Consider the following 24,969-nt stretch of genomic DNA (forward strand, 5'->3'; position numbering starts at 1 on the left):
TCTTGCCGCATCGCCTTGAGATGGGGCTGTTCGTATGTGGGTGCACAAACGAAGAAAGCGAAATCTCAGACAGTTGCGGCGGGTAGAGCAGATTTGCCGGGCTGAAGCGGCGCGTGCCCACTTGGATCTCGAGCGGAGTGGGCTAATGAACATCGCAAAAGACTGCCGGCGCGTGGCCGAGGAGATCGAAAAGGCTTTGCAAATGTCGACATTGATCGGGCCGCTTGTGTGGACGTTCGGTTTTATGGGCTTGGTACTGTTCGTCGCGCTGTATCTTCCATGGTAGACCTTGTCGAGCTCTGCAAGTTTGGGGTCGAGGCAGCATCTTGTGAAGCTGGTGGCGCTGCGAAATCCCAGATTCTGTCCTGTGTATGCTTCAGCGGGACCGCCAACGCCTCAAAAGCCGACTTCACGTCTATGTAGGCAGCTTCCTTTAGGGCGCCAGCCGCGGGATCGATCTCGTTATAGGCGGTCAGCGCCGCTGCATAATTTTGATAAAGCGGCATTTGGGCCTCGTTGGTCCAGCCCAGACCGAGATGGTGGAACTGATCAGCGGGAACGTTGATGCGGCTTTTATCCAGCTCTCGGAGGTAGTCGGCCGACCAGTCGTGGATGGTATAGGATTCAATCTTATCCATCATCGACCGCCAGCGCTTGACACGCTCCTCCAGCGGCATGTTGGTCGCCTTCGAAATAGCATCTGCCATCTCTTCTGGATTGTTCGGGTCAATCAGAAGCGCCTCGTCTTCGCCGAAATCTTCAGCCGCTCCCGCAAACTTGGATAGTACGAGAACCCCGGGATCTTTCGGATCTTGGGCCGCGACGTACTCCTTTGCCACGAGATTCATGCCATCGCGCAGCGGCGTGACGAGACCTACAGGTGCGGCGCGGTAGAGGCGCGCGAGTGCAGCCTGGCTGAACGAATCATTCGTATAGTGGATCGGCCTCCGCTCGTCCATGCCGTGCTTAGCATTGACGTGACTAATCGCATTCTCCACGTCCTCCTTGTACTTCTGATATTCGTCAATGTCCGCTCGGGAGGACGGCGCGATCTGCAGCAACGAGATGCTGCTAGAACTCGCGGCTAGAAGGTGGCCCAACGCCTCGACCCTCTTGTCGATACCCTTCGTGTAATCGAGCCGGTCTACGCCGATCGCGAACTTGGCGCCTTCGAATTTCTGCAATAATGACGAAAGTGTTTCTTCTTCTGCGGGCGAAAGATCTGCCGCAAGATGCGCCGCGAACTGCTTGGGATCGATGCCGATCGGGAATTTTTGGAGATGCGTCTGGCCACGTTCCGTTGTCACGATGCCATCCTTGCTTTCCAGCGCGAAATATACCTGCAGACAGGCCAGGAAATTGTTGAGATCCCGGTTTGTCTGAAAGCCGAGCAGATCATACTCCAGCATCAGCTTCATAAGCTCGCGATGGTGGGGTACGCGCTCGATCATATCGGGCGCCGGCCATGGCGTGTGCAGAAAAAAGCCGGCTGGCCGATCGATGCCGAGCCTATGAAGTTCAGCCGCGAGCGGAAGTAAATGATAATCATGGACCCAGAATGCGTCACGATCCCGCACGTCGAAGGCGGCTCGCGCTATAAACGCGTTGACATTTCGATAGCTGTCATAATCGCCTTCGGCACCCGACATCCGCTGGAGCAGGGAGTGCAATGCAGGCCACAGTGTCGAATTGGAAAAACCTCGATAATAGCCGTGATAGTCTGCCTCTGGCAGGTCTAGCCTCGCCACGTCGCCTGCACCGGTCTTCACCAGCGGCAAGGGCTGGTCGATCCCATCTCGGCGGGTATCCGAGGAACCCACCCAGAGTGCACCGGAACGTTCGACGACCGGCTCCAGGCCCGCCGCAAGCCCGCCGGTCTGGGGCTTATCAGGGTCGAACGGGGCAACCCGGTTCGAGATGACGACCAGCTTCATATCGGGCTGCTGGTTTACGGTGTGGAGGCCGTCCTCCAGGTCGCTTAAGACAACAGCAGCGGAAGGTTCTGCTCCTTCGTGTTGCCCGTGCTCCAACGGCACCCCGTCCAGTTGCCTGTCGAAGGCAGTCGGGCCTCCACTTTCATCTCGCTCCGTAGCGCCTGAAGTTGCGGTGTCGACCGTGTCATGGATTCGAACCATCTCGCAACTCCGTTTGACGATGTTTCCGCTTGATGCATTCGCGGGTCGACCGAGAAGATCTCCACAATGCGAGACTGGCAGGTCCAGCTTTCTGGAAGCTGACCAATTTCCGGGTCAGATAGCCGCACAGACGCCGCTCCATGGGCGACGCAAGAGCAGCAGGCGGCCAAGGAACCTGCTGACGAGGCGGATGCGCGGTTTGGTGAGCTGACGCCGAAATCGATTGGCTGAAAGCAAAACGGTCGGCCTATGATCGTTAGGACTACCGCAGCCGGCGCGTTTCGTGTTCCTCAACGACGAGAGCACGCTCAGATGAAGCGTGCGTCCGCCCGCTAAGCTGATGAGAGCGCCACGCAAGAAGTGCAGGACAAGTATTGTTAAGCCAGACGCACGCACGCGTGTGGCTCTGGCGGAGCGCAAGCACAACGCGGCCGCGCAGAAGCGGTAAAACCATCATCCGCGTCCCCAGAACAAGTACAACCCATCGACCGTCTTATCCAAGCCTGTCCCTCATGGCGAGCTGTCCAAGCTACGTGAGTGCGATCGGAGCCGCGAACTTTGAAAATGCGTCTGGTTCGTCGGTGATTTGATGGCCTCCTACCCATTTTAGCCCTCCCCGGGGGCTGCGATGCCGTGCGTTGGCAGGTATCCATCTCATTTTACCGGCCGCTCAGATTGCACGCGCTTCAGCTATCGAGTCCGATGCGATCTGCTTGCTGCAATCGCGTTCACTTGATCTCGAACCGCGATGCCGTGCGCAAAATAGTGAGATTATGCTGACCTAAATCGGCAAAAGTCATCTTTTTCACTGAGTGCTGTCGTAGTGAGCGCTGTTGCGGACGTCGTGGCTGCGACTGTCGCTGTGTTGCTCAAAGGCATCGGTTGTTTCAAACGCAACAATAGGGCGCCAGCAACTAGGTGGCGCGGGAACGCCTAGGTGGTGTTCTCTACAGCTCAAGTGCATTGGCATGCCGGTTTCTTGAACCTGTGACGACACCACTTGTGACCATGATGCTCATGCAGCATCCCAGCCGGGATATGGGACGAACGGCGCGGGCGTCATATCGTGACGCTCCACTACAGCCGCGGCGCTGGGCACGCGACGGCCGTGGCCGTCGTGGTTGCGGATAAATGGCCTGAACCGGAATCGCATGAATTATGACGAGAACTGGCTGGCTACGTCCCACACAATGTGGCTCGGAGGGAAGTCGGCAAACAGCAGTCACTTGGCCCGTGTGGCGTCAGACAGAGTATTCCCGGCGAATGTAAGTCCGGCGCCGACCGTAAACTCGTCAGCTTCTCGAAAGCTTGTCCGAATACGGACTGATCAAACTGACCCGAACGAGAGGTTGCTGTGGACTCGTACAATTTCAAGACATCCAATGCAGCGCCTGCGCCATCGATGCAGCATGCCGCTTTGGATGATCAGCAGCCGAATCTAGCTGAACAAGACGCCTTTGAACGGCGACTGGATGAACCGCGTGGCCGATCCCTTGGGCTTGGCCGACCGCCCGGCCGCAAACCGCCCCGGAATGTGTCTCGCGCGGATCATGATTACATTCATGAGATGGTGCCACGTGTCAGTACTCAGCGAAAACTGTGAACGTCAACGGCTGAGAAGTATCTTCGAATGTCTTAGGGCGTTGGGTTTGGCGATCTAACCCGCGCCACATTTGCTGAGCGAGTGTCAGACAGTTCGCTTTAATGGCCGAACCGCAGCTACTATGTCGGCTGGGGGGCGGTCCCGTTGTCTTTTGGCTCGAGGCGTCGGCCGAAGGTGGAGGCGACGGAGCGCGCGGATTCCTTACCGGTCGTGCCTATAATCAATGCGGGCGCATAATTCATGAAGCGCTTCGAGCTCTCGAACCGTCGCACAATGCCCTATCGTTTTAGGCGCACATGCAAGGTGCTTCTGCACGATCGCAAGGTCGGGACTCCTGCTGCGTCTTACAAATGTCATCTTGCACAGGCCACTGACACGCGGACGGCTCGATCGAGCCAGCACTCCAGCAGACGCCACCGGCAGAGATGCACCTGACAAAGCACGAGGAGGTCGATGACAAAGCGTTTTCGCAACCGGGCCCTATTCTCCATACTCGTGTCCATGATTGTCTGCCCCGCCGCAAAAGCGCAAGACCGCCGGACTATCGCCGAACCTGTTGCACCTCATACGGTCTGCGATCGCCCTGTGCCTTCCGGCAAGAACGATACAGTTAACCTTCAGGACGCCATTGAACATTGTCCCGCTGGAGCTGCAGTCTATCTCGGGCGCGGCGAGTTTCACTCGGGTCCACTCGAGATGAAATCGGGCGTGACCTTATGGATCGGACGCGGTGCGGCGCTGATCGCCATCCCCGAACCAGCTGCTTACGACAAGGGCCGGGGACAATGTGGTCGCATCATGGGTAAGGGCGACGGATGCCGGCCATTCATCAGCTTTTCCAAAACGCGCGGCGGCGGCATCTACGGCGAGGGCATCATCGATGGTCAGGGCGGCGCAATGATGGGTGGCGGGGCCGAAACCTGGTGGCAGCTGGCCCGCCGCGCGCAAGCTGAGGGCGGCAACCAGAACGCCCCGCGCTTGATCCAGATCGATCATGCGCAAGACATCACGTTCTCTGGTATCACCTTGCGCAATGCCCCCAATTTCCATGTCGCGATGAACCGGGTGGAAGGTGCCACTTTCTGGGGCCTCACCATCGATTCACCGGCGGATGCGCGCAATACCGACGGCATCGACCCCGGCGCGAGCCAGGATGTGACCATCACCCACAGCTACATCCGCACGGGAGACGACAACGTTGCAATCAAGGCTGGCGACAATGGCTCAAGCAGCCATATCTCCATCCTTGATAATTATTTCGGCTGGGGGCACGGCATGTCAATCGGCAGCGAGGTGAATTCCGGAGTTAGCGACATACTGGTGCGTGATCTGACGCTGGACGGTACGACGTCTGGCCTGCGCATCAAGAGCGATGTCAGTCGAGGCGGTCTGGTCGAGCGCGTGACTTATGAGAACGTGTGCCTGAGGGGCAACCGGTGGCCGGTGGCGTTCGATGCAAAATATGATCCGCGCGCACAAGGCACGAGGATCCCGGTCTATCGGCAGATCGTTCTGCGCCATGTGCGTGGTGACAATGGTGTGCTGCTGATGCGCGGCGTAGACGAGCGCCATGCCCTCGACGTTGCATTGGAGGATGTCCGATTTGCCAGTTCCGCGACTTGGCAACTCGAACACGCCAAGGTGACCGCAAGTCCCTCTGACGTATCGCCGCCGCTGCCGGGACGAGCCACAGAACCGCTGCGCGGATTGGAGGCATGTGCCAGAGCATTCCGCGACGCCTATCGTTAAGTACGACACCCGGCGCCGAACCCGGCCGGTGAGTTCGGCGGCGGCCGCCTAAATCGCTGGTCTTGCAGACCTCAGCCTCAGGTCCGGTACTTCGTTGCTGGCCGCCGCCGGGTTTGCAGGACCGCAATTGCGAGAGTCGCGTGGGAAATCTGGGCTGGCGAGGAAAATGTGTTTGACCATGCATGGCGGCTATCCCCGGCGGTATCTCATATCGACTGCGTCGAACGGGTCGCGAACTCAACGAAGAGTGAGATCACATGCGAATTTTCGTGCCTTCCGCTGCGCTTCTGGCCGGATGTTTCTGCATCCAGGCAGGGTACGCTGAGCCACTATTCGTGTCGCATGCCGAAAATGCAGACTATCACTCCGTGCAGCAAGCCATCGACGCGTTGCCGGCGGAAGGCGGAAATGTCCGGATCGCGCCGGGCGTCTATCGCGAGAAGGTCAAAATCTCCAAATCCGGCATTCATATCGAAGGGACTGGCAGGAAGCCGGAGGATACGATCATTGTGTATGGCGACGGCGCGATCAATGTAGGAGGAACCGGCCGTTCGGCGACGCTGGATGCCGCTGGCGATGACTTGCGGTTCGAGAATCTGACCATCCAGAACGACTACGCCCTCAATCCGGCCAATCCCCCCTCGCAGGCCGTAGCATTGTCCGTTACCGGAGACAGGGACCTCGTTACGCGCGTCCGCCTGCTCGGTGCCCAGGACACGCTATTTGCTGGAAAGGGACCAAACGGCAGAATGTCACGACAATACTTCTCGAACTGCTACATCGAAGGGCATGTCGATTTCATCTTTGGTAACGCCAAGGCCTGGTTCCGGCAATGTGAGTTGCACGGCATCGCTAATCAAGCGGTCATCTATACCGCTCAGAGCAAGGCAGCGCCGGATGAGGACAGTGGCTATGTTTTTGATCATTGCAGGTTAACTGCCGCCCCTGCTGCGGGCTATATCGCACTTGGCCGCCCTTGGCGTCCCTACGCCACAGTGGTCTTCTTGTCAGCGAAGATAGATGCCCGCGTGATCGCGGAAGGGTGGCGCGAATGGACGCCCGGCAAGACCGATACCTTGAGGACAAGCTACTATGCTGAATACAGATCCGTCGGCGTCGGGGCCAACCCCTCAGCTCGCGAGCCTCACTCCCATCAACTGACAGATGGCGAAGCTGCGAGATGGTCGCTGAGCGTGTTCTTCGGAGGCGCCACAGATTGGCTGCCAAAGGGAACCATATCGATGGAAGACAAAGCAACGGTGACGAGACGACGGCGATCGTCGGATGAATGACGGGGGAGTGCGGATATGACGGCGGCGTAAGCTGTCACCGACATCGCGCTGGGTACCATATTTGTGGACAATCGAAACCTCACCAGACGGTTACTCACGAACAGGAAGACGCGCAACTGCGTGCGATAGCCCAGTGCTTGACGAACGCGATGCACGTGTGGAGCGCGATCAAGTTCACGATGCATGCCTTGCCTCGCGGCGATCGGCAGAGCCCTTGAGATAGGTCGGTGGCGAGGGGCGCTACAGCGCCTGGCTATGTCAGAAATGGCCGTGAACACCGCGATCCATCGGCCTCTTGATCGATCATTAATCCGGCGGCACCGAGCGAATAGGCCTGGACGGCTCGCTTCTGCGCCGAAACCCTTTCCATGAAGGCGCCGAGTATCCCCGGAAAGGTCTGTTCTCTCGAACAACGGAGGGATCGATCGTGCGCAACTCCTGTTGAGTTTCGAAGGTGGAACCGGCGGTAATAGCGACCTAGCCGTCAGGAGTGGAAGGTGCCGTTTGGCGTTTCCACGAGCTCACCGCTGGGCCGATGCAGCCGCCACGTGCGCAGGATCTTGCCGCATCCCTTTTTCCGGCCCTTCTTCCTGCCCGCTGCGCAGAACAAAACGAACAGGTCATGGTGTCGATTGTCCGCCATGGTCGCCGGAAAGCGTTAGCCAGGGAAGTCAAACTGCCCGCGTAGCCAGAGCAAAGCTCTGGATGGTTCCGTCCTCCACTTCCGATGCGCCGTTGAGGCCCGCTGAGATGCACGGGCTAGCTCTAGCGCACCACGGTCTTCAGGTACTGGTAGGCCTTAATGATCTCGACCAGGCGATCCTCCGTGGAGCGGTCGCCGCCATTGGCATCGGGATGGTGCTGCTTGACCAACGTCTTGTACTTCGCCTTGATCTCGCCGAGCGTCGCATTGGCATTCAGGCCCATCACCTGCAATGCTTTGCCCTCGCCATTGAAAATCTTACGCGCCTCAGGCTTGGCCTTCGGGCGGTGGCGGGCACCGCCGCGTCCGTTCAGCTCGGCGAGCGTGCAGAGTGTATGCCAGTCGTCCTCGAAATTAACAGTGCTGCCGGTCATTTTGTGTGCGCTGATGTTCTCGCCCATCTTCCAGGTCGGACGATGGCCGGTCAGCGCGTCCTTCTGGTAGCGCGCGACCGCTTCGGCGTCCATCCCCGAGAAGAAATTGTAGGACTGATTGTATTTGCGAACATGCTCGATGCAGAAGTGCCAATAGGCGCGCGCCTTGTCGCGGCCCTTGGGCGCGGGATGGGTAGCCTTGTTCTGGCAGCCGGGCCATTCGCATAGCGCCGCGGGCTGTCGCTCCTGCGCTTCCTGCTTATTGATGCGAATGGAGTCGAAGATTTCGGACGTGTCGATCAACATGACCTGGCTCCGTTGGCGCAGCGGCAGTTACAGCGCCGCTTCTATGCTAGAGACTTGGTTCGGACGGCAGGTCGGGTCTGACTCGGCCTTTGCGTCCAGTCAGTCGCATCATGTAACAGGCACTTCCTAGCAATGGACATGCCAGGACGCGCGAGCTTGGTTCAGACCATCATCTCTTTGCGATTTCAGATCAGCTCAATCGCAATTTGCTGTCGGGTTCTGCACACGGACGTCTTTAATGGGACCGGTGCGAATATTCTCAAAAATCCAGAAGGGCAATGCTCGGCGGTAATCTGCGCAGCGAGGAACGCGAGCGGCGTCTTATTTTGTTTAGAAGCTCGGAAAGTCTTCCGTCTTCTAGCGAAACAGAAAGCGCAATGTCGCGATCTGAAGGGAATTCGGCCCCGCTCGTTCACCGATCAATGCAAGTCACAGTACCCGCCCGCCGCTGACAAAGCCCCCTGCTCACCAGCCGACCCAGCAAAGTCTCGAACGATTCGCACTGTTAGGGCAGGTGGATGCTGGCACTGACACGGCAGCCGGGATTGTAGGAGGTGCGTGGCAAAGCGCTGGTCCACGTCCCGGATGCAGCTCTAAATGGCTATGTCGAGGCAACGTTTGCGGGGCGGGTCGGTGCAGCCGGATCCTATAAAACACCAGTTTATCTCCAATTGCCTCAAAGTACCGTGTGCCGAAGCGTCACCAGCGCGGCGATGTCGCCTTTGGACGACCGTTTTCGAGCCCCTGGCGCTTTTGGCGGCTTGGCGACGACGGGACATGCACCGTGAATAAGAAATTGGATCTCGATTATGCCGTCATCGGGTACTGGAATGCATGACCCCAACAAGCGAGATGAAATAATCGTGCCGATCAGTCAGCGAATATCCGTCCTGAATGATCGGGCAGAAGAGCATTTCAGACATCGTGCATGAGCAAAACCCGCCTGTTGTCGGAGTTGCAGCCCTATGCGCATTCGGCGCTGCCGGCCCGCAGTGGCGGCGATGGTTTTCGGCAACGCAACTGTATTTGCCCGAAAAGTTGCAGAGCCTGGACCTCACGCTTTTGTAAGAAACAGCTCTACCAATCTAGAGAGCGACCGCGCTCAAGACGTGAAATTGCAATCGGGCGAGTCCGTCATTAGGTCGACCCCATGATCGGTTCAAACTCTCCTACAGCCTGCGCACCTCCTCCGCCGCTTTACGGCGACAATCATCGTTGCCGCCGCTAGCCCTGTCCAATAGAAGGTCACCTTGATCCGAGGGCGTCGCGTTTGCGTGTCGCGCCGTCCGCCCGCATTCTATTTGCAGATCAGTATGTGCGGTGATCCGGCGGTCCCAGAGTAGGAATCCAATAGAAGATGGCGCACTATCGGCCTGCGAGGCGCTTTCGGCCAGCAACCCGTCAAAACAACTGTTTTGCATCCGGAAAGACCGGTGCGCAGCGATCCCCGGGGATCTTTCCGTCCGTCATGTACAAGTGCCCCATTGCCTACAAGTCTGCTTGCACCGTCTCATCATCGGATGTCGAAACGCCCAGCTTCCCGCAGTAAGAAGTCATATCGAGAGACATAGGGTTGGATGCCGCGCGGTATGCGGCGCGGGCGCCGACCATGAGGGGCAGCCGAGCCGTTGGATCTCGGTCAACTCACTGCCTTCGTCGACTGCCTGTCGGCAACGCAATAATTTTTTGCGGGGCCGTCGGTGGCTGGAGTAACCGCTCGAACCCACGTGGTACATGCTCGGAGATACTCCAATGCGTTTTGAGTGCGTTTTGTTGTCAGCCCACGAGGATTTTCTGCGCAGCTCGGGTGGCGGGCGCGGTAATTCAACGTTCGTGTTGCCAGTGGACCCTGCAATTTAAAAACGAAGTATGGGGTCAGTCGTTGATGCGCGCAAAGCGGACGACCTGCATTTAAAGAAATTTGTTAACTTCGGCCGACTTACAACCGGAGCGAACACGCAGCCGCTGCGCATGTAGTCGAGTTATCCGCAGAACCATTCGCATGACTGCGACGCTCGTATTTTTGAGTCACTTTGGTCGAGGTTCAAAATGCTCAATGTCGTGAAGTTTCGTCGACCTGGTGCGCCCATGCGGCGCACTGAGTTAATGCAAACGATGGCGATTGCTAAGCGTGACGCGCCATTAGCTCCGTTCGCAATAGCATGTGATTCCGGTCGAGGTGCAAATCAGCGGCTCAAAGCCGCCCGCGCCAACGCCAAGCTCACGATCGCGCATGCGATTGCCACGCTGGAGGAGAACCATCGTCAGATACGAGCGCTCATACATAAGATCGCCGATTCGTCAGCTGGGGCCAGGCTGGAAGCGGATCTCGATCTAATCGAGCGAGAGCTTGCTCTCGCCAAACGGAAATCTGCCAGCCTTTAGAGCTGACGTTCCGCGTTTTACGATGGGATCGCTGAAGTACATTCGAGGTAAGACGACCACCCTTTAGCAGAGAGCCACAACGAGTGTTCAAACATCAAAATCACCGGTCGATTGATAGCTGGGTTTGGATCACTTCTTCTGATGTCCGTTGCAATTGTCGGTTACTCGATCCATACCTCCCGGAGCGCGAACGAATTGTTGGCGACTGTGGTTCGCCAAAAAGACCACGTAGCCGAAGATGAGCATCGAAAAGCAAGTATTTGAAGCTCGGATGCATGTATGGATGGCCTTGGCAACCGATGATCCGTCGCATTGGGAGAACGCCGCAGACACCTATAGGCGAACATTTGCGCGGCTTGAGGATCTCGCTGCCGACACCAAGGACTTAGGACGCCGGGTGCGAGTGCTGGATCTCAAAAGAGCTATCGAGGACGATGAAACGAAGGCGCTCGGACTGAAGGAATTTAGAGGGAGAAATAGCGCGCTAGATACGCCCGCGGCGAGATCGGCCGTAAGTTCCGCACTCGCCGCCGGTGGTCGGGTTGACGAACTCTCAGAGCCGCTCGCGATTGATTACGAGAAGGCTTCGAGAGCCACTGCGTTAAAGGCGGAAGATGACCTTGGATTGGGTGTGATGATAGCCTTGATCCTTGGCGCTCTCAGTTTGCTGCTGGGTGTCCTCCTCGCGGTGTTTACCTCGCGCAGCATTAGCAGCCCGATCCGGAATCTGACAGCATCGATGCTCGAGCTGGCCGAGGGCAATTTCGATGTTGTACTCCAAGGCCTTGGTCGCAAAGACGAAATTGGGGAAATCGCGAATGCGGTCGAAAGGTTCAAGGTGAGGTCGGCCGAGAAGGCGGAGGCGGAACCCAAGCCAAACTTGCTCATGATCGTATCGCTGCTGAGCAACGAAAGTCCGACATGCGCGGGCTTGCAGATGCGTTCGACGCGGCCATCGGGGAAATTGTCGAAACCGTTTCCTCGGCGTCCACAGAACTGGAAGCGTCGGCTCGCTCACTGGCAAAGACTGCCGAATCGACACAGCGACTCTCGACCGCTGTAGCGTCGGTCTCCGAACAGGCGTCCGCGAACGTTCAGTCCGTTGCATCGGCCACAGAAGAAGTGTCGAGTTCCGTAAATGAGATTGGTCGGCAAGTCCAGGAGTCAGCTCGTATTGCCAGTGAAGCCGTTCGAACAGCCGCGAGCGCTGACAAGCGCGTTCTGTCTCTCTCCGAGGCCGCCGGCAAGGTCGGTGACGTCATCCAATTCATCAACACAATTGCATCTCAAACAAATCTTCTGGCCTTGAACGCGACAATCGAGGCAGCCCGCGCCGGAGACGCTGGGCGAGGGTTCGCGGTTGTTGCATCAGAAGTCAAAATGTTAGCGGACCAGACCGCGAAGGCGACCAAGGAGATAAGTGATCAGATTTGTGGAATTCAGTCATCTACCAAGGAATCGGTGGCAAGCATCAAAGAAGTCACTAGCGTTATTGGCCGAATCTCAGAAAGTTGCTCGGCCATTGCGTCTGCTGTGGAACAACAAGGCGCTGCAAACCAAGAGATTGCCCGGAATGTGCAGCAGGCGGCAATTGGTACGACCCAGGTCGCCACAAATATCGCCGAAGTCAATCGAGGTGCGGATGAGACGGGTACCGCGTCAACGCAGGTGCTTTCCGCTGCCAGGTCTCTAGCTGAGGATAGCGATCGTCTGAAGCTGGAAGTGCAGAGAGTCCTGGCCAGGGTAGCGGAAGCTTAGCAAAGCTTTGACGCTTCTGAAGAAGCGCTGCTCCAGTGCGCAATGTCCCTTTATCCTGGTCGGATGTATTTACCACGCCGACCTCTCGGGGGCGCGACCGACGGACAAGAGCCCCAATAGGGCTTGAGGGCAGCAGCTGCCGACAATAGGTACTCCATCTCGTGCAAAGCGCCACTTTGCGTGGAATGAGTGCACCTATGAATGGGATGATTGCCGCTTTTCGTCAGGTGTCAAAGCTAGATGCCGCGGTGGAGCACGTTCGCGGCAGCTCCGAACTTGGTCAAGCGACATCTGTTACTGTACGTCTGATCGCTCCAGCGGCTTCGAGCGAAAGAAGCCGAACCTGCCGGAATGCGTTCAGGCCGCCATCAGCTCGGCTGCCCTTTCAATACAAGAGCGGCCAATCGATAGGCCTATAAGTCCACTGCGGTTGATCTCAGCAAGCAGACTGTCAGCGCGATGTCTTGCCGGAATTCCAACGAGCCGTGCGCCCGCTGTCGCATCCGTCGCCACCGGATCACGAATGAACTCATACATCCTAATAATGAAATGGTCGGCAAGGTCTCGCGAAATCCTCCTCCGACCTCTTGGTGCTTACCGTAGAATCCTTGTGATCAAACTCCAGCTCGCCCAAACTATCGCTGTAAGCCAGGCGATCATTACGATCGTGGCAACTCCCCAGGAATCCGATAGGAACTAACTCATTGCCATTTCGCCGCCGTTCGCCTGCATCCAGGGTAAGAGACAATCAGAGCTGCCCGCCTGCATACACCGGCGAGCTGAGACAACGATCCGGGTTGAGCAGGACCTAGGAGTGACCGGGCCGGAAGCTGCTCTAATACTGCAAAGGCCGCTTCATAGGGTGGCCGTGCTCATCGAGCACCTTATCTCTAAGAGCCCCCTTGATCTCACGGGCGATCTCTTTGCGAACTGCGGCGCCCAACCCTAGCTTGGCATCCTCGACAAGGTCAGCTTCGACCCCGATCCAACCTTTGTCGGTGAGCTGTTGCTGCAGCCGGCTGTGGAACTCCGTGCCCATTGCAGCAAGGAGCTGCTCGTGCGCCCTGGTGTGGTCTTCGGGTGCGATGCGACTCACGACGTCGCCCCAGCGCTGCCAGTCCACCGCCAAATAGTCGGCGAATTCCGCCGCCTCTCGGTTGCGCACGGATGTCTCTGCGCTGTCAACGTCAGCGTCGGTCACACCGGAAACCTCAAGGAAGCGCATCTTCGGGGCGACGTGTCGCAGTCCCAGCCGCTCGCGGAGCTTATTTTGATAAGCAAGAGAGACCTCAATGGCGTCGATGTCTTCGACGTTGTTGGCCGAGCCTAGCGCGCGAACCTTCTCGCGCGCAATTCTGTCAAGCGCGTCCATGCGGAACATGACCCGCCCCAGATCGATGAGATCGGGAAGCCGGGCCTTGTGGTTATAGGCGCCGTTCTCGACCTCTGCGATGAGGCGTGCGGTCTCCGGTAGATTCGTCAACTGATTGTGGCTGGCGCGGAGAAACTGCAGCAAAGGACGGAGCACCTCCGGCAGTTCCTGCAACTGATTGTGGCTGAGGTCGAGAAGCTCGAGCTCAGCAGGTAGGACCGCAGGCAGGCTCGTCAGCCGGTTTAAGCTCGCGTCGAGACTCTGAGCTCGATCGGAAGCTCGGGCAGGGTGGTCAGCTGATTGCCCCTAACGTCAAGACGGCGGAGCGAAGCAGGGAGGTTATCGGGCGGAGTGGTCAACCGATTGAAGAGCGGACGTTGGAGAGCGTGCGCTCTTGCTTCGCAGGCAGTTGGACAAAGGCACCGCCGCCACGCGCGGGCTGAGCTGCTGCCGGTTTGATGGACACTGAGCTGCTGCCGGTTTGATGGACACCGAGATTGGGTGTTTTATCAAGCCGGAGGGTTGGTCATGCAGAGACGGAAGTTCAGCCGAGAGTTCAAGATCGAAGCGGTCAAGCTTGTCAGGGAGCGCGGGGTGTCGGTGGCGCAAGCCGGCCGCGACCTGGGGGTTCATGAGAACGTCCTGCGCAAATGGGTGAAGGAGTTCGGCTCTGACCCGGTACAGGCGTTCCCCGGCCACGGGCAGATGAAGCCGGAGCAGCAAGAGATCGAGCGGCTGCGCCGTGAGGTGGCTAAGTTGAAGGCCGAGCGGGATATCCTAAAAAAACTGTCACGGGCCGTTGCCCGCCTGCGCGCGGTAGAAACAGCCCGTGCTATCCTCGTATCTCGGAGGGTAGCGGCCGTCAGCTTATTGGAGGCACTAGTCCCCGTTAAAAAACGTGGTCCATGGGTGCATGCGAACTTGAGAGTGGTGACGCCGTTCCTGCGGCGATCCCGATTAGGAAGATGACGATTGGCATAGCCCAGACCCTCCTGCCCACAATCGGATGGAGGATTTGCGATGCCCAAGAGGACGACCGGTGACCGCCCGGAATTGAATCCCGTCAATGTTGGCGCAGCCGCCATCGACATTGGATCAAAAATACACATGGCAGCGGTCGACCCGATCTGCACCGACACTCCGGTACGTGCGTTCGGCACATTTACGCAGGACCTGCATGATTTGGCAGACTGGTTCAAAGCCTGCGGCGTGACTAGCGTCGCGATGGAATCCACCGGGGTCTATTGGATCCCAGCCTACGAGATTCTCGAGCAGCGCGGGTTCGAGGTCATTTTGGTCAATGCGCGTTACGCCAAGAACGTGCCTGGGCGCAAGACAGACGTCAGCGATGCCGCATGGCTGCGCCAGCTCCATTCCTATGGTCTGTTGCGCGGGAGCTTCCGCCCTGATGCCGAGATCGCAACCCTGCGGGCTTATCTGCGTCAGCGCGAGCGGCTAGTGGAATACGCGGCCGCTCACATCCAGCACATGCAAAAGGCCCTGATGGAGATGAATCTGCAACTTCATCACGTTGTCTCTGACATCACCGGTGCGACCGGGATGCGGATTATCCGAGCGATTGTCGCGGTCAGGACGAGCGCCATTGCCATCGCCCGGCCGGCCGTCTGCGGCCGGACGCGATGAACAGAATAGATTTTGGAAGGCGATTGCCACAGGGCAGAGCAGCGAAGATGCTGCGTTTGAGGCCGGATTATCGCAACCTGTCGGAAGCAGATTGTTCCGAAAGGCAGGCGGCATGCCACCAGCGATGTTCAGATCTTCGGCCAAGCCTCTCTCCGGGCGCTACCTTTCATTGGCTGAGCGCGAGGAAATCGCCCTTTTAAAGGTGCAGGGCCATTCCATACGGGAGATTGGGCGCCGCTTGGGGCGGGCCGCTTCGACGGTTTCCCGTGAATTGCGGCGGAACGCGGCCACCCGCGGCGGCGGGTTAGATTATCGAGCAACAACTGCCCAATGGCATGCAGACCGATCTGCCCGCCGGCCCAAGCCGACCAAGCTTGCGCCGAACGCAGCCTTGCGCACATATGTGGAGGAGAGACTTGCCGGCAGTGTTGTGGCCCCGAGCGGAGCTTGTATTGCTGGCCCCACCGTTCGGTGGAACGGCCGCCGGCATGGCCCGCGCAAGGATCGGCGATGGGCCAAAGCATGGAGCCCTGAGCAGATTGCCCGACGCTTGCCGATCGACTTCCCGGACGACAAGACGATGCGCATCAGCCACGAAGCCATCTATCAGGCTCTCTTCGTTCAGGGCCGGGGAGTGCTGCGCCGCGAACTGACGGCCTGCTTGCGAACCGGACGCGTGTTGCGCGTGCCCAGGGGGCGCGTACGCAGGCGGGGCAAGGGCTTTGTCTCGCCGGAGATCATGATCAGTGAGCGCCCCGCTGAAGCGGCCGATCGAGCCGTGCCGGGACATTGGGAGGGAGACCTCATCCTCGGTCTTGGCAGCTCGGCGATCGGCACGTTGGTCGAACGCACCACGCGCTTCACAATGCTATTGCACCTTCCCCGGTTAGCGGGGCATGGCGAAGCTCCGCGCGCGAAGAACGGGCCCGCCCTCGCGGGACATGGGGCCGAAGCCGTGCGCGACGCGATCACGCGCACCATCATCACTTTGCCCGAAGAACTACGTCGCACGCTGACTTGGGATCAAGGAGCCGAAATGGCTCAGCACGACCGCCTAAAGATCGATGTGGGCATCCAAGTCTACTTCTGCGACCCGCAAAGCCCTTGGCAGCGCGGCACTAACGAGAACACCAACGGGTTGCTGCGGCAGTACTTTCCGAAAGGTACAGACCTGAGCATCCACAGCGCCGACGAGATATCCGCTGTAGCAGCGGCCCTCAACGCCCGACCGAGAAAGACACTGGGCTGGAAAACGCCGGCAGAAGCGCTTGACGAATTACTGTCATGAGTGAAAACAATTGGTGTTGCGACGACCGTTTGAATCCGCCCAGTACACCAGCGAACAGTTCCAGCGCCTGATGGCCGATCACGGCATCGTTTGCAGCATGAGCCGCTCCGGCAATGTCTGGGACAACGCGGCGATGGAGAGCTTCTTCTCCTCGCTGAAAACCGAGCGTACGGCCAACAAGATTTATCGAACCAGAGACGAGGCACGCGCCGATGTGTTCGACTACATCGAACGATTTTACAACACGACCCGGAGGCACTCGACCATCGGCTATCTCAGCCCGGTTGAGTTCGAGCGCAAGGTGGGATTAGCTTAACCGGGTGTCCATCAAACCGGCAGCAGCTCAGGCTTTATACTCGAGCCGCTGCTGAGTGGTTATGCGCGGAAACGCGTCAGTGGAAAATATCTTACGGTCGGGCATCGGCCAATCAAACTCCTGCACCCAAGGACATGCCAGATTCGTTGCCATCGAGGCCACTTACGGCGACAGTCTGTCAGCTTATCGAAAGCTAAGGTCCTAGAGCATTGTCCACCGTGCTGGTAGTTGCCGTTGGTGGCGAGCCAAACGATCTGCGTGTTTTTGCGGCGGCACTCGTCAGCTGATCGACAGGTGGGCGTGCTAACGGCGGAGGGCTGCCACCGTCGACGCTTCTTCGGACTCATCTGGCCAACGAGATGGCAGGCTGCGGGCGCAGCATCGATCTATTGTCCAGGTTGGGCTCGTATCGGCCCGTGTCTAAGAGGTGCTGGACGGCAGTCGCGGGCCACGCGCACAGGCCTTCGAATGATCATTTGCTCTGCGGACCTAGCTGCTTCGCGGCATTGGGAAGCGGAGGTGTACTCGTTAGTTCTGACGATGGTGAGATTGATGGACACAGGACACGCACAGCGGAGCGCGGCTTCCTCCCCGGACGCATTTGAAGAGGTGGAGCAGGAAAGCTATCTCGGCGGATTCAATCGTGCCGTCGCGAATTTGGTCGAAACGTTGACAGGGTATCGGACCCCAGCCTCCGCGCGCGCGCAGATCCTGGACAATTGGGTTGCCGAAGAGGGGCAGGGCGAAGCCGAGAATAGGCGACAGGGGCGCAGACGAATCAGGAATTCGGATAACACTGGCTCGCGCTCGCTGGATTTGTCCTCGCTCTCCCTGACCGCTCTGCCCGCCGCCCTGCCGCCAAGGTTGCGGGAACTGCGCGCCAGGCATAACGAGCTAAGCAGCCTGTCTGCCATGTTCCCACCCGGTCTCCAGCATCTTCTCATTAGCCATAATCGCTTGACCAGTTTGCCGGACGATCTTCCGGCGACCCTCACTGAGCTGGAGGTCGCTGATAACAGCTTGACCAGTCTGCCGGCAAACCTTCCGGCCGGGCTCGAGATCCTGAACGCAAACGACAACCGGCTCATCAGCCTGCCGGACGCTCTCCCGACCGGGCTCACCGCGCTTGCGGTCAGTGGCAATCAGCTGACCGAACTCCCCGAGTCCCTCCCATCGTGGCTCATTGAACTCAATGCCAGCGGTAATCAATTGGCCAACCTCCCCGACCCTCTTCCGAGCACGCTGCAATCACTCAATGTCAGCGGTAACCGGCTGACCAGCCTGCCTGAAGGTCTTTTGGATGCTCTTGTGCCGAATAATAGCCTCTACTACCCGCATCTGGAGAGCCTCGAATTGGAGGATAACGCGCTGCCGGACGACATCCTCGCTCATCTGGCGGCGGCTGAAGCGCCGCCGCAGCTTGCGCAGCAATCCCCGCATGAAGCTGCCGCACACTGGCTCGCAGACGAGCCGGCCACGCTGGCCGAATGGCAGCACTTTGCGGATGAGCCCGGCGCCCAAGACTACGCACAGTTCCTGGAGAAGCTACGAGGCACGGTCAACTACGGCAATGACGAGTTTCGGCAGGCAGTAGCTGATGATCTACGGCACGCGGCCGCCAATCCGACATTGCGCGAACAGTTCTTTGCGCAGGCTTCCGAGGCCAACACGAGCTGCGAGGATCGCGTCACCTTGCACTGGAATGGTATGCAGACCGCGCGCATCAACGCTGACGTCAAGGACGGGGTATATGACGATCGGCTTGGCGATCTGATTCAGCGCGGACGTGTCGCCTTCCGCTTGGAGGCGTTGGACGAGATCGCGCGCGACAGGATCAACTCGCTCGCGAGCGGCAACTCGAACGTAGACGACATCGAAGTCTATCTGGCCTATCAACATCGGCTGCGCGAGCCGTTGGAGCTCAATCATCTCGCCCCTGACATGCGCTTCCTAGAGGTCTCTCACGTCAGCGAGGATGATGCGACGGAAGCGCTCGACCTGGTCCGGGAGCGGGAAGCAAGCCAGTTCAACGCCTACATGGCAAGCCGCTGGCAACCCTGGGACACGGTGCTGAGGCGCATCGCTCCAGACGAACATGCCGCGATGGGAGACCGGGTGCGCGACGCCATGGGCGAAGAGTTTCAAATCCGATTGGATCAGCGCCTCGCCGAGTATGGTCTTCGAGGCGATCCGGATGCCGAGCGGGTGCTCGGAGCCCAAGTCCGAAACGAGATTGCTGGCGAGATCAAAGGCGAGGTCATGCAACGTGTGCTCGCAGAGCGTGGCCTCGAACTATGAGGCTCCCAAACCGCCGCAGCGATATCTATTATTGCTCCGCGGCGGTACCTAAACATCGATCGTGAAGGCTCGGCCATCGCTGCCAAGGTGCTTTTGCGCTTTGGCAATGCGCTCCCGTCGATCAGGGTCTTTCGGTCTTGCCGAGTGACGAAAATTCCCGCGTGCCAGGCGAGGGCGTATCTACGTCCAGTCGAACGCGCTTCGTGACGAGAGATTCTCGGTCGAAAAGTTCGAGGAGTCCAAGGCGCGCAGCGGTGAAATCATCGGTTGCCGAGGCGCTGCCGCAGCCTTCGGCGCACGATCGATAGGCGATCCATTGTTGCGCCCGCCGAGGAATTTCGTCAGCTCGAACTGGCCGGCGAAGAGGTGCGGCAAAACTGGAGCGATGCCGTCCCTGGTCAGGCGAGTGCCGATCCTAGGCGAGCCTCGCGCCCAGCAGTATCCTGATCTCGTCAGTTTTTCGAAAACAACAATCGAGAATCTGACTCTTGCGGAACGAGCTGCTATTTGGCCGTAATCCAGACCGTACGGATTGCTGCAGGGTCCACGCAAACATGAGGAGAGCAGGATGGATCCGGTTGACCCATTCTTCCATTCAGGAGCCTGGATGCGAGAGTACGCCGGCCCTTCAGGGGCGATGTGGGCAGCGAGCGGGCAACCCAAGCGAGCAGGGTGACTTTGAAGGGCGGCTGCAGGACTTGAATCTCGATCCGTCTGATGAAAGCAAGTCGGTTTCGCCTGAGCGGCCTCCCGCAGGAGGTGGTCGAACAGTCCGGCGGGACGATTTCGGCGGTTCGATGCGGGTGCAGCCGCACTCCGCTTTCAGGGAGAGTGCGCTAGTCGGCGCGCGACGGAGCGTAGACATTCCCAGCTTCCAGCTTCCCACTTCGACGCAAGTGCCGCAGTCTAGTTTGCGAGATGATTTGTTCAGCAGCGCACGTTACAGCTTTACGGGCGCAGAGTCTGCCGTCTCGGCCAAGAGCGGAAAATGCCGCGGATTATGGTCGCGCTTCAAGTCGGGAATCGGCAGGCCCTTGGCGGAAAGTCGTCGCGCGACGCGGTCCAACCTGACGTCTCTTCGACGAATGTACGAATTGATTATGCAAGGCAGCCGGGCCGGACGCGCGGGGTCAATTCGGCCGATGAGGAGCTCATTGAAGATTTCAGAAACAAGGCGGCGGGTAATCTCAGCGACGGCACCATCAAGAATGCGGCAGCCGATTTGCGCCATTTGAGCGCGCGCCTGGCTCAGTCAGTTTTCTCAAGCGGCAACCTCTCCACTGTCCGTACATCAGGCCCGAGCCTGGCTCGAAAGGTTGCGAGGCGACAGTCTCTTAAGCGAGCGCGGCGTGAACCCGATTGAATCATACGACCGGGTACGTGCGCTGCAAGATCCGCATGTGAGACAACATCTGGCAGCTGTCAAATTGCATGACGACGGCCTCTTGGTACCATCACGTTTACTGGTACGGCATAGGGAAGAACGAGCACGCTTGTTTCCAGAATTCGCCCATTGTCGCTGCGAACAGCCAGATCCGGAGGCGCTAAGTCCGGAACCAGTGGCAAAACACGAATCCCGACAGAACCAAATCACGAGAGCAGGCGGCCACAACGAGGAGGGAGGCTGTTCCGGTTGCCGTTCTGAGTCTTGATGTTCGGGACAGGCTGCCCATGATCGCCAGAGTTGAGGCGACATCGGTCCGTCAAAGCCAGGAAGACCAGCGTCGTCCAGGGCTATCTCGCACCACAACCGCTAATCGATCACCCATCGCAGAAGGGCCTGCCAATGAGAGAACCCGCCTCTACTCGGTACAACAACCCCGATGCCATGTGGGGCGGATCGATCCTCGCTAAGAAATGGGGCGCAAGCAAATGGTTGGCCTCAACGATGGCTCGGCGGGGCAATAACGTCGCGGTATTCCCGACGGTCGCTCATGAGAACTCTGCTCCGCGCCGAAAGGCGATGTGCCCTTGCCTGAAAGCGGACATCTCGCCCTTCCTAAAGCTCGTCTGGTTATTAATCATCGAGCAGTCGCCGAAGCTCCTCTGGAGAAAATTGCTCTGGCCCGAAAGTAAATTCTTCTGGATCAATGGAAACAGGAGGAGCGAAGTGATCATCCCGGAGTCCGTGAAGCGCGTCGTGCAAGTTCTTTTCCAGTTGCCGCAGCTCCTCTGGAGGGACGGAGACGGACGAGCCGCTGGGTTGATCACCGAGATGATCCAGTACTCGCCGAAGATCTGCCTGAGGGAGCTGCTCCGAATCGGATGCGACTTGCTCCTGGATGAAAGCCGAGGTGGCGGGTTGATCATCTCGCCCCCCGGTAAGCTCCTGTGCGTCTTCATCATCGAGCAGTCGCCAAACCTCCGCTGGAGAGAACTGGTCTAGATAGATAGACTCTTCTGGATCAAAGGGAAACGAGGGATCAGGGGGATCCTCCGATTGCTGGTGAAGCTCGTCACGCAACTCCTTTTCCAGCTGCTGAAGGTCCTCTGAAGGCAGGGAAATTGGCGAGGGGATAGCTTGGTCATCAAGATGGTCGCGCAGGCCCCGAAGCTGCTCCTGAGGAAGCTGCTCTGGATCGACCGCAACCTGTCCTTCGAGGAGAGCCGATGGGACAGGTTGATTGTTGTGTCCTTCCTGATGCTCCTCTTGCCGACTAGCTCCGTACTGCGGAGCGGCGCTGTCGATGCGTGTCGATTCTGTCAGTAAAACGGTTTCGGGATTGATGAGCGCCGCGTTCTGAGGGGCGGGATTGAGTTTAGCGCGAGTGCGCCCTGGACGCACGATGGGCACGACACCCCCCCGTCGACCGAAAGGTCCGCAGATGCTCCAATGCTTTAACGAGTCTGTTGCTTTTAGAGGCACCGCTGAACTCGCGCACGTCACTGCCATCGCTCAGCGATTTGCCGTCTAGCCGAGCAACAATGCTTGGTTTGTTTTTTGCGAAGAGCCAACGGCTATAGCCAATAAGAGAACCTGCATGCTGCTTCGCCGTAACGGCGGCCGTCCCGCCCTCAATAAGCGCCTCCTCAAGCCGGAAGATATCGGCAGCATCCTCGGGATGAAGAGGCCGCTTGTCCCACTGCCCCCGGATTATGACGCCGGTTGAGGCGACCGGCATTGCTCGGCCACTTCCTCATGAAGCGGCGCTTGCGCTCGGTTTCCGATATACCAGAACCTCTTCCAGATCGTTCAGCGTCCTGTGTCTCTTCGCTGGTCTCGATTGAGCCGTGTCATGTTCATGATTGATGGGGACCTCCTCGCTTGCCAGGAGATTGCTCCGGGCACGTGGATCCATCGCATCGTCCTGGGATCGCGGGCCATGGTTGGAGGCGTCTTTCGCGGAGGGGAGCGTGCGCGGTCGCCCGCGAGAAACCAAATGATCGGAATCATGAGACGCACGAAGGACGCTTACACCTGTCTTCATGAGGGCGTCATTGGGAAAGTAAGTATCTAGATGATTAACCAGGGACTGGTGGTCCCTTAGATCAATCGTTTGGCCACGGGCGCGGAGATCATTCGCCAGTCGGCGAAGTGCCTGAGTATAAAGCTTGACCGTGTTCGGTTGTGGGTTCTTCTGATCCACATATTGAGCAATCGCCTTGTCGATAAGGTCCCGGTCTTCTGTAGATAGATGGGGATAGGAGCCTCGACCGCCGACGGAAGCGGGTTCGGTCAGCCTTGCCTCAGCCAAGTGCTGCTCAAAGCCTCCGGCCTGGCTCGTCTTCGGCTCTTGCGAGACGTCGTGCTGCACCTGCGACCAAGCTGGCACGTTAGAAGGGTCAAAAGTTTGGGAGTCCACGCTAGGCTCACTCCAGGATCACCTGAACAGGTCTACCTAGTTCGGCAAGCTTTCGAGAACCTGACTTGGCTATGGTTCCGCGGCGAAGAGTTATTCGGGGTGGCCAACCTCGGAAATGACGGATCAGGCTCTCCTGAACAATCCGCCTCACTCTCCCTGGGATCCCACGACATCTTTCGTCCATACGCTCTTACAGTGGGGCACCCTTAGATCCCAACGGGCTCGTCTGGCGCCGGTCCCTCCAACAAGATCGCAAAGCTCAAGTCCCATGCGGCTCGAGAAGGCGGCAAAATGGCACTTGCGATGGTCAGAAGAATATTAACGTAGATACCAACAGATTGAGCGCGTGTTCCGTTTGGGGCGTGTGCGTGATGCTTGTGGGGTTATGAATGTATGATAATCCAACGCCTGCATATATTCCCGGAGCAAGACGGGCGGTATATGTTCCGGTGATTGCCGTGGTATCACGATGCGCAAGCTGGCCTTTAGCCAGGGCAGCGTCCACCGCAAATTTGCTCCAGCTCGTCTTGCTAGCAACGAGTGCAATCAGATCACTGGGCCGGCTATCAAAGGGGCCTTTTGCATAAAGACGAAGCTCGCAATATTGGCTAATCCTGTTGAGGTCAGGCGGAGCTCCCATGATGGAGAAGCCGCCATAGATGCCGCGAGACGGCAACCCAAGGGGGTCGCTCTGCCAGAGCTGCCTGTCTGCAGCGATGTAGTGAAAATGATTCCCAGTCTCCCTTTGTTGCTTGGGGTCCGCCAAATTCGTGTAGCGGCTACTGTTCAAACCAACGCCCGCCCGCAGCCACGTGTCGGGTACGCCGGGAGCCGACTTGCTCTTGTAGCCGGCTTCGTCAACGAGAAGGATGCCTGCATTGGCCGTGCTCCAGTTCAGGCCGGTGGGATTCTCGATTATGTGGGAATAGGCACCATCTGGACTGATTGAGCGCTGGACGGAAACCTTGTTGTACAAGCGATCGTCAAAATTGTACTTCAAGTTGACCGCCGGCGTCGGCGCAGCATTGGTGCTCATCCCTGCCTGGAACAAGGCAGACATGTTCGATCCTGTAATCCCTCCGAACAATGTGCCGGTGAACTCATTTTGGTTTCTGAGGTAGCCAAGCTTGAGTTCTAGCGTCCTGTCGAAGAAAGTCTGGTAGTAGGCGAGCGTATTGATTCCTACTCGATCTGGTCCCGGGCGATCCCACGTCCAGTATTGCTGCTCGGCTCCTACGACAATCTGTCCGTCGGCAATGCCAAACCGGCTGAGATCGTAGGTAACGATCATGAGGGTTACCGACGCGAAGGTCGGATTCTGGCCCATATAGAGCTGGTTTGCGATAGTGCTTCTGGCCGCATTCGGCAGCTGGTTGTTTACAAAGCTGTTGTGTGTCCAGCCGATGTAGCCGATGCCGACATCTGCCAGCGCCGATTTAACGCCGTTCTTGTCCTGATCAATCGTGTCCGCAGGGCCAGGTATGTTGAACCATAACCCTTTTTCACGCAGCTTGTCGTATCTTTCGAAGGGATCGATCGTCTGTTGCGGTCTCGTCTGAGCACCCCTGCCCGCATTGCCGCGCTTCTCAAAAGGCATTCCGAGACCTGCTGCTGGAGCCGAGGCAGAAGCGCGGATTTCCTGACGGATCAGGTCGATCGGGAGCCTTGCGGCCCGATTGGGGGTCTTTCCTCTTTTGCTGGCCTGATCCACGGAGTGGTTAGTCGGATCAAGTCCGCTAGCGGTTTGTGCCAGTACGGAATTGCCGACGAGACAAGCCGCTAGCGAGAGCGCGATAACAAGCCAAAATTGCTTTCCCCTGGATCGCAAATTGAACGAAAGTGCTGCCGTAGCCGAGTTTTTCCGAGGTGAACTCGTCGCAAGTAGGCAACCGCGCATGGCGTACTTCGGGTCAATGTGTGCCGGCGATGAATAGATTGAACTG

At 58.3% G+C, this 24,969-nt stretch carries 10 protein-coding genes and 5 pseudogenes; 9 read left to right on the forward strand and 6 right to left on the reverse strand.

Going from position 1 to position 24,969, the window contains the following annotated elements:
- Positions 1–242: 242 nt before the first annotated feature.
- Positions 243–2,135 carry a trehalose-6-phosphate synthase gene (locus QA642_RS40150; RefSeq protein ID WP_283081786.1) on the reverse strand — a complete coding sequence of 631 codons (1,893 nt, stop codon included), beginning with the start codon at positions 2,133–2,135 and terminating at the stop codon, positions 243–245.
- Positions 2,136–4,191: 2,056 nt separating this feature from the next.
- On the opposite strand from QA642_RS40150, the gene QA642_RS40155 reads away from it, so the two are divergent.
- Positions 4,192–5,487: a glycosyl hydrolase family 28 protein gene (locus tag QA642_RS40155; protein WP_283081787.1), complete on the forward strand. Its 1,296-nt coding sequence runs from the start codon at positions 4,192–4,194 to the stop codon at positions 5,485–5,487.
- A gap of 257 nt (positions 5,488–5,744) precedes the next feature.
- Entirely contained in the window at positions 5,745–6,779 is a 1,035-nt protein-coding gene (locus QA642_RS40160; RefSeq protein ID WP_283081788.1) for a pectinesterase family protein, read from the forward strand.
- Between the two features lie 765 nt (positions 6,780–7,544).
- Here QA642_RS40160 and QA642_RS40165 read toward each other — a convergent pair.
- A complete protein-coding gene (locus QA642_RS40165; protein WP_283081789.1) occupies positions 7,545–8,162 on the reverse strand; it encodes a DnaJ domain-containing protein in 618 nt (205 codons plus the stop codon).
- 2,049 nt (positions 8,163–10,211) lie between these two features.
- Between QA642_RS40165 and QA642_RS40170 the strand changes: the two genes are divergently transcribed.
- Both QA642_RS40170 and QA642_RS40175 read left to right on the forward strand, forming a co-directional pair.
- Positions 10,212–10,547: a hypothetical protein gene (locus QA642_RS40170; RefSeq protein ID WP_283081790.1), complete on the forward strand. Its 336-nt coding sequence runs from the start codon at positions 10,212–10,214 to the stop codon at positions 10,545–10,547.
- 688 nt (positions 10,548–11,235) lie between these two features.
- A pseudogene (locus QA642_RS40175) lies at positions 11,236–12,305 on the forward strand (HAMP domain-containing methyl-accepting chemotaxis protein); the annotation flags it as partial.
- An 835-nt stretch (positions 12,306–13,140) separates the two neighbouring features.
- Here QA642_RS40175 and QA642_RS40180 read toward each other — a convergent pair.
- On the reverse strand, positions 13,141–13,821 hold the full coding sequence (locus QA642_RS40180; protein WP_283081791.1) for an NEL-type E3 ubiquitin ligase domain-containing protein: 681 nt from the start codon (positions 13,819–13,821) through the stop codon (positions 13,141–13,143).
- A 384-nt stretch (positions 13,822–14,205) separates the two neighbouring features.
- On the opposite strand from QA642_RS40180, the pseudogene QA642_RS40185 reads away from it, so the two are divergent.
- The 5 genes and pseudogenes from QA642_RS40185 to QA642_RS40205 all read left to right on the forward strand — a co-directional run.
- Positions 14,206–14,463 (forward strand): annotated as a pseudogene (locus QA642_RS40185) (transposase); the annotation flags it as partial.
- Positions 14,464–14,697: 234 nt separating this feature from the next.
- A pseudogene (locus tag QA642_RS40190) lies at positions 14,698–15,264 on the forward strand (IS110 family transposase); the annotation flags it as partial.
- Between the two features lie 181 nt (positions 15,265–15,445).
- Positions 15,446–16,498: pseudogene (locus tag QA642_RS40195) on the forward strand (IS30 family transposase); the annotation flags it as partial.
- A 27-nt stretch (positions 16,499–16,525) separates the two neighbouring features.
- Positions 16,526–16,925 (forward strand): annotated as a pseudogene (locus tag QA642_RS40200) (IS3 family transposase); the annotation flags it as partial.
- A 552-nt stretch (positions 16,926–17,477) separates the two neighbouring features.
- Entirely contained in the window at positions 17,478–19,223 is a 1,746-nt protein-coding gene (locus QA642_RS40205) for an NEL-type E3 ubiquitin ligase domain-containing protein (protein WP_283081793.1), read from the forward strand.
- 940 nt (positions 19,224–20,163) lie between these two features.
- On the opposite strand, the gene QA642_RS40210 is transcribed toward QA642_RS40205, so the two are convergent.
- From QA642_RS40210 to QA642_RS40220, 3 genes are all read right to left on the reverse strand, one after another.
- Complete coding sequence (locus QA642_RS40210) at positions 20,164–20,454, reverse strand: hypothetical protein (RefSeq protein ID WP_283081794.1); 291 nt, start codon at positions 20,452–20,454, stop codon at positions 20,164–20,166.
- 786 nt (positions 20,455–21,240) lie between these two features.
- A complete protein-coding gene (locus QA642_RS40215; RefSeq protein ID WP_283081795.1) occupies positions 21,241–22,017 on the reverse strand; it encodes a hypothetical protein in 777 nt (258 codons plus the stop codon).
- Positions 22,018–23,333: 1,316 nt separating this feature from the next.
- Entirely contained in the window at positions 23,334–24,737 is a 1,404-nt protein-coding gene (locus QA642_RS40220; protein ID WP_283081796.1) for a carbohydrate porin, read from the reverse strand.
- Positions 24,738–24,969: the final 232 nt, after the last annotated feature.

This window comes from Bradyrhizobium sp. CB2312 (assembly GCF_029714425.1).
GTDB lineage: Bacteria > Pseudomonadota > Alphaproteobacteria > Rhizobiales > Xanthobacteraceae > Bradyrhizobium.

Coding starts and splice junctions, on each gene's coding strand:
- QA642_RS40150 (WP_283081786.1), bottom strand. CDS start 2,135: ATGGTTCGAATCCATGACACGGTCGACACCGCAACTTCAGGCGCTACG.
- QA642_RS40155 (WP_283081787.1), top strand. CDS start 4,192: ATGACAAAGCGTTTTCGCAACCGGGCCCTATTCTCCATACTCGTGTCC.
- QA642_RS40160 (WP_283081788.1), top strand. CDS start 5,745: ATGCGAATTTTCGTGCCTTCCGCTGCGCTTCTGGCCGGATGTTTCTGC.
- QA642_RS40165 (WP_283081789.1), bottom strand. CDS start 8,162: ATGTTGATCGACACGTCCGAAATCTTCGACTCCATTCGCATCAATAAG.
- QA642_RS40170 (WP_283081790.1), top strand. CDS start 10,212: ATGCTCAATGTCGTGAAGTTTCGTCGACCTGGTGCGCCCATGCGGCGC.
- QA642_RS40205 (WP_283081793.1), top strand. CDS start 17,478: ATGGACACAGGACACGCACAGCGGAGCGCGGCTTCCTCCCCGGACGCA.
- QA642_RS40210 (WP_283081794.1), bottom strand. CDS start 20,454: ATGGCGCAAATCGGCTGCCGCATTCTTGATGGTGCCGTCGCTGAGATT.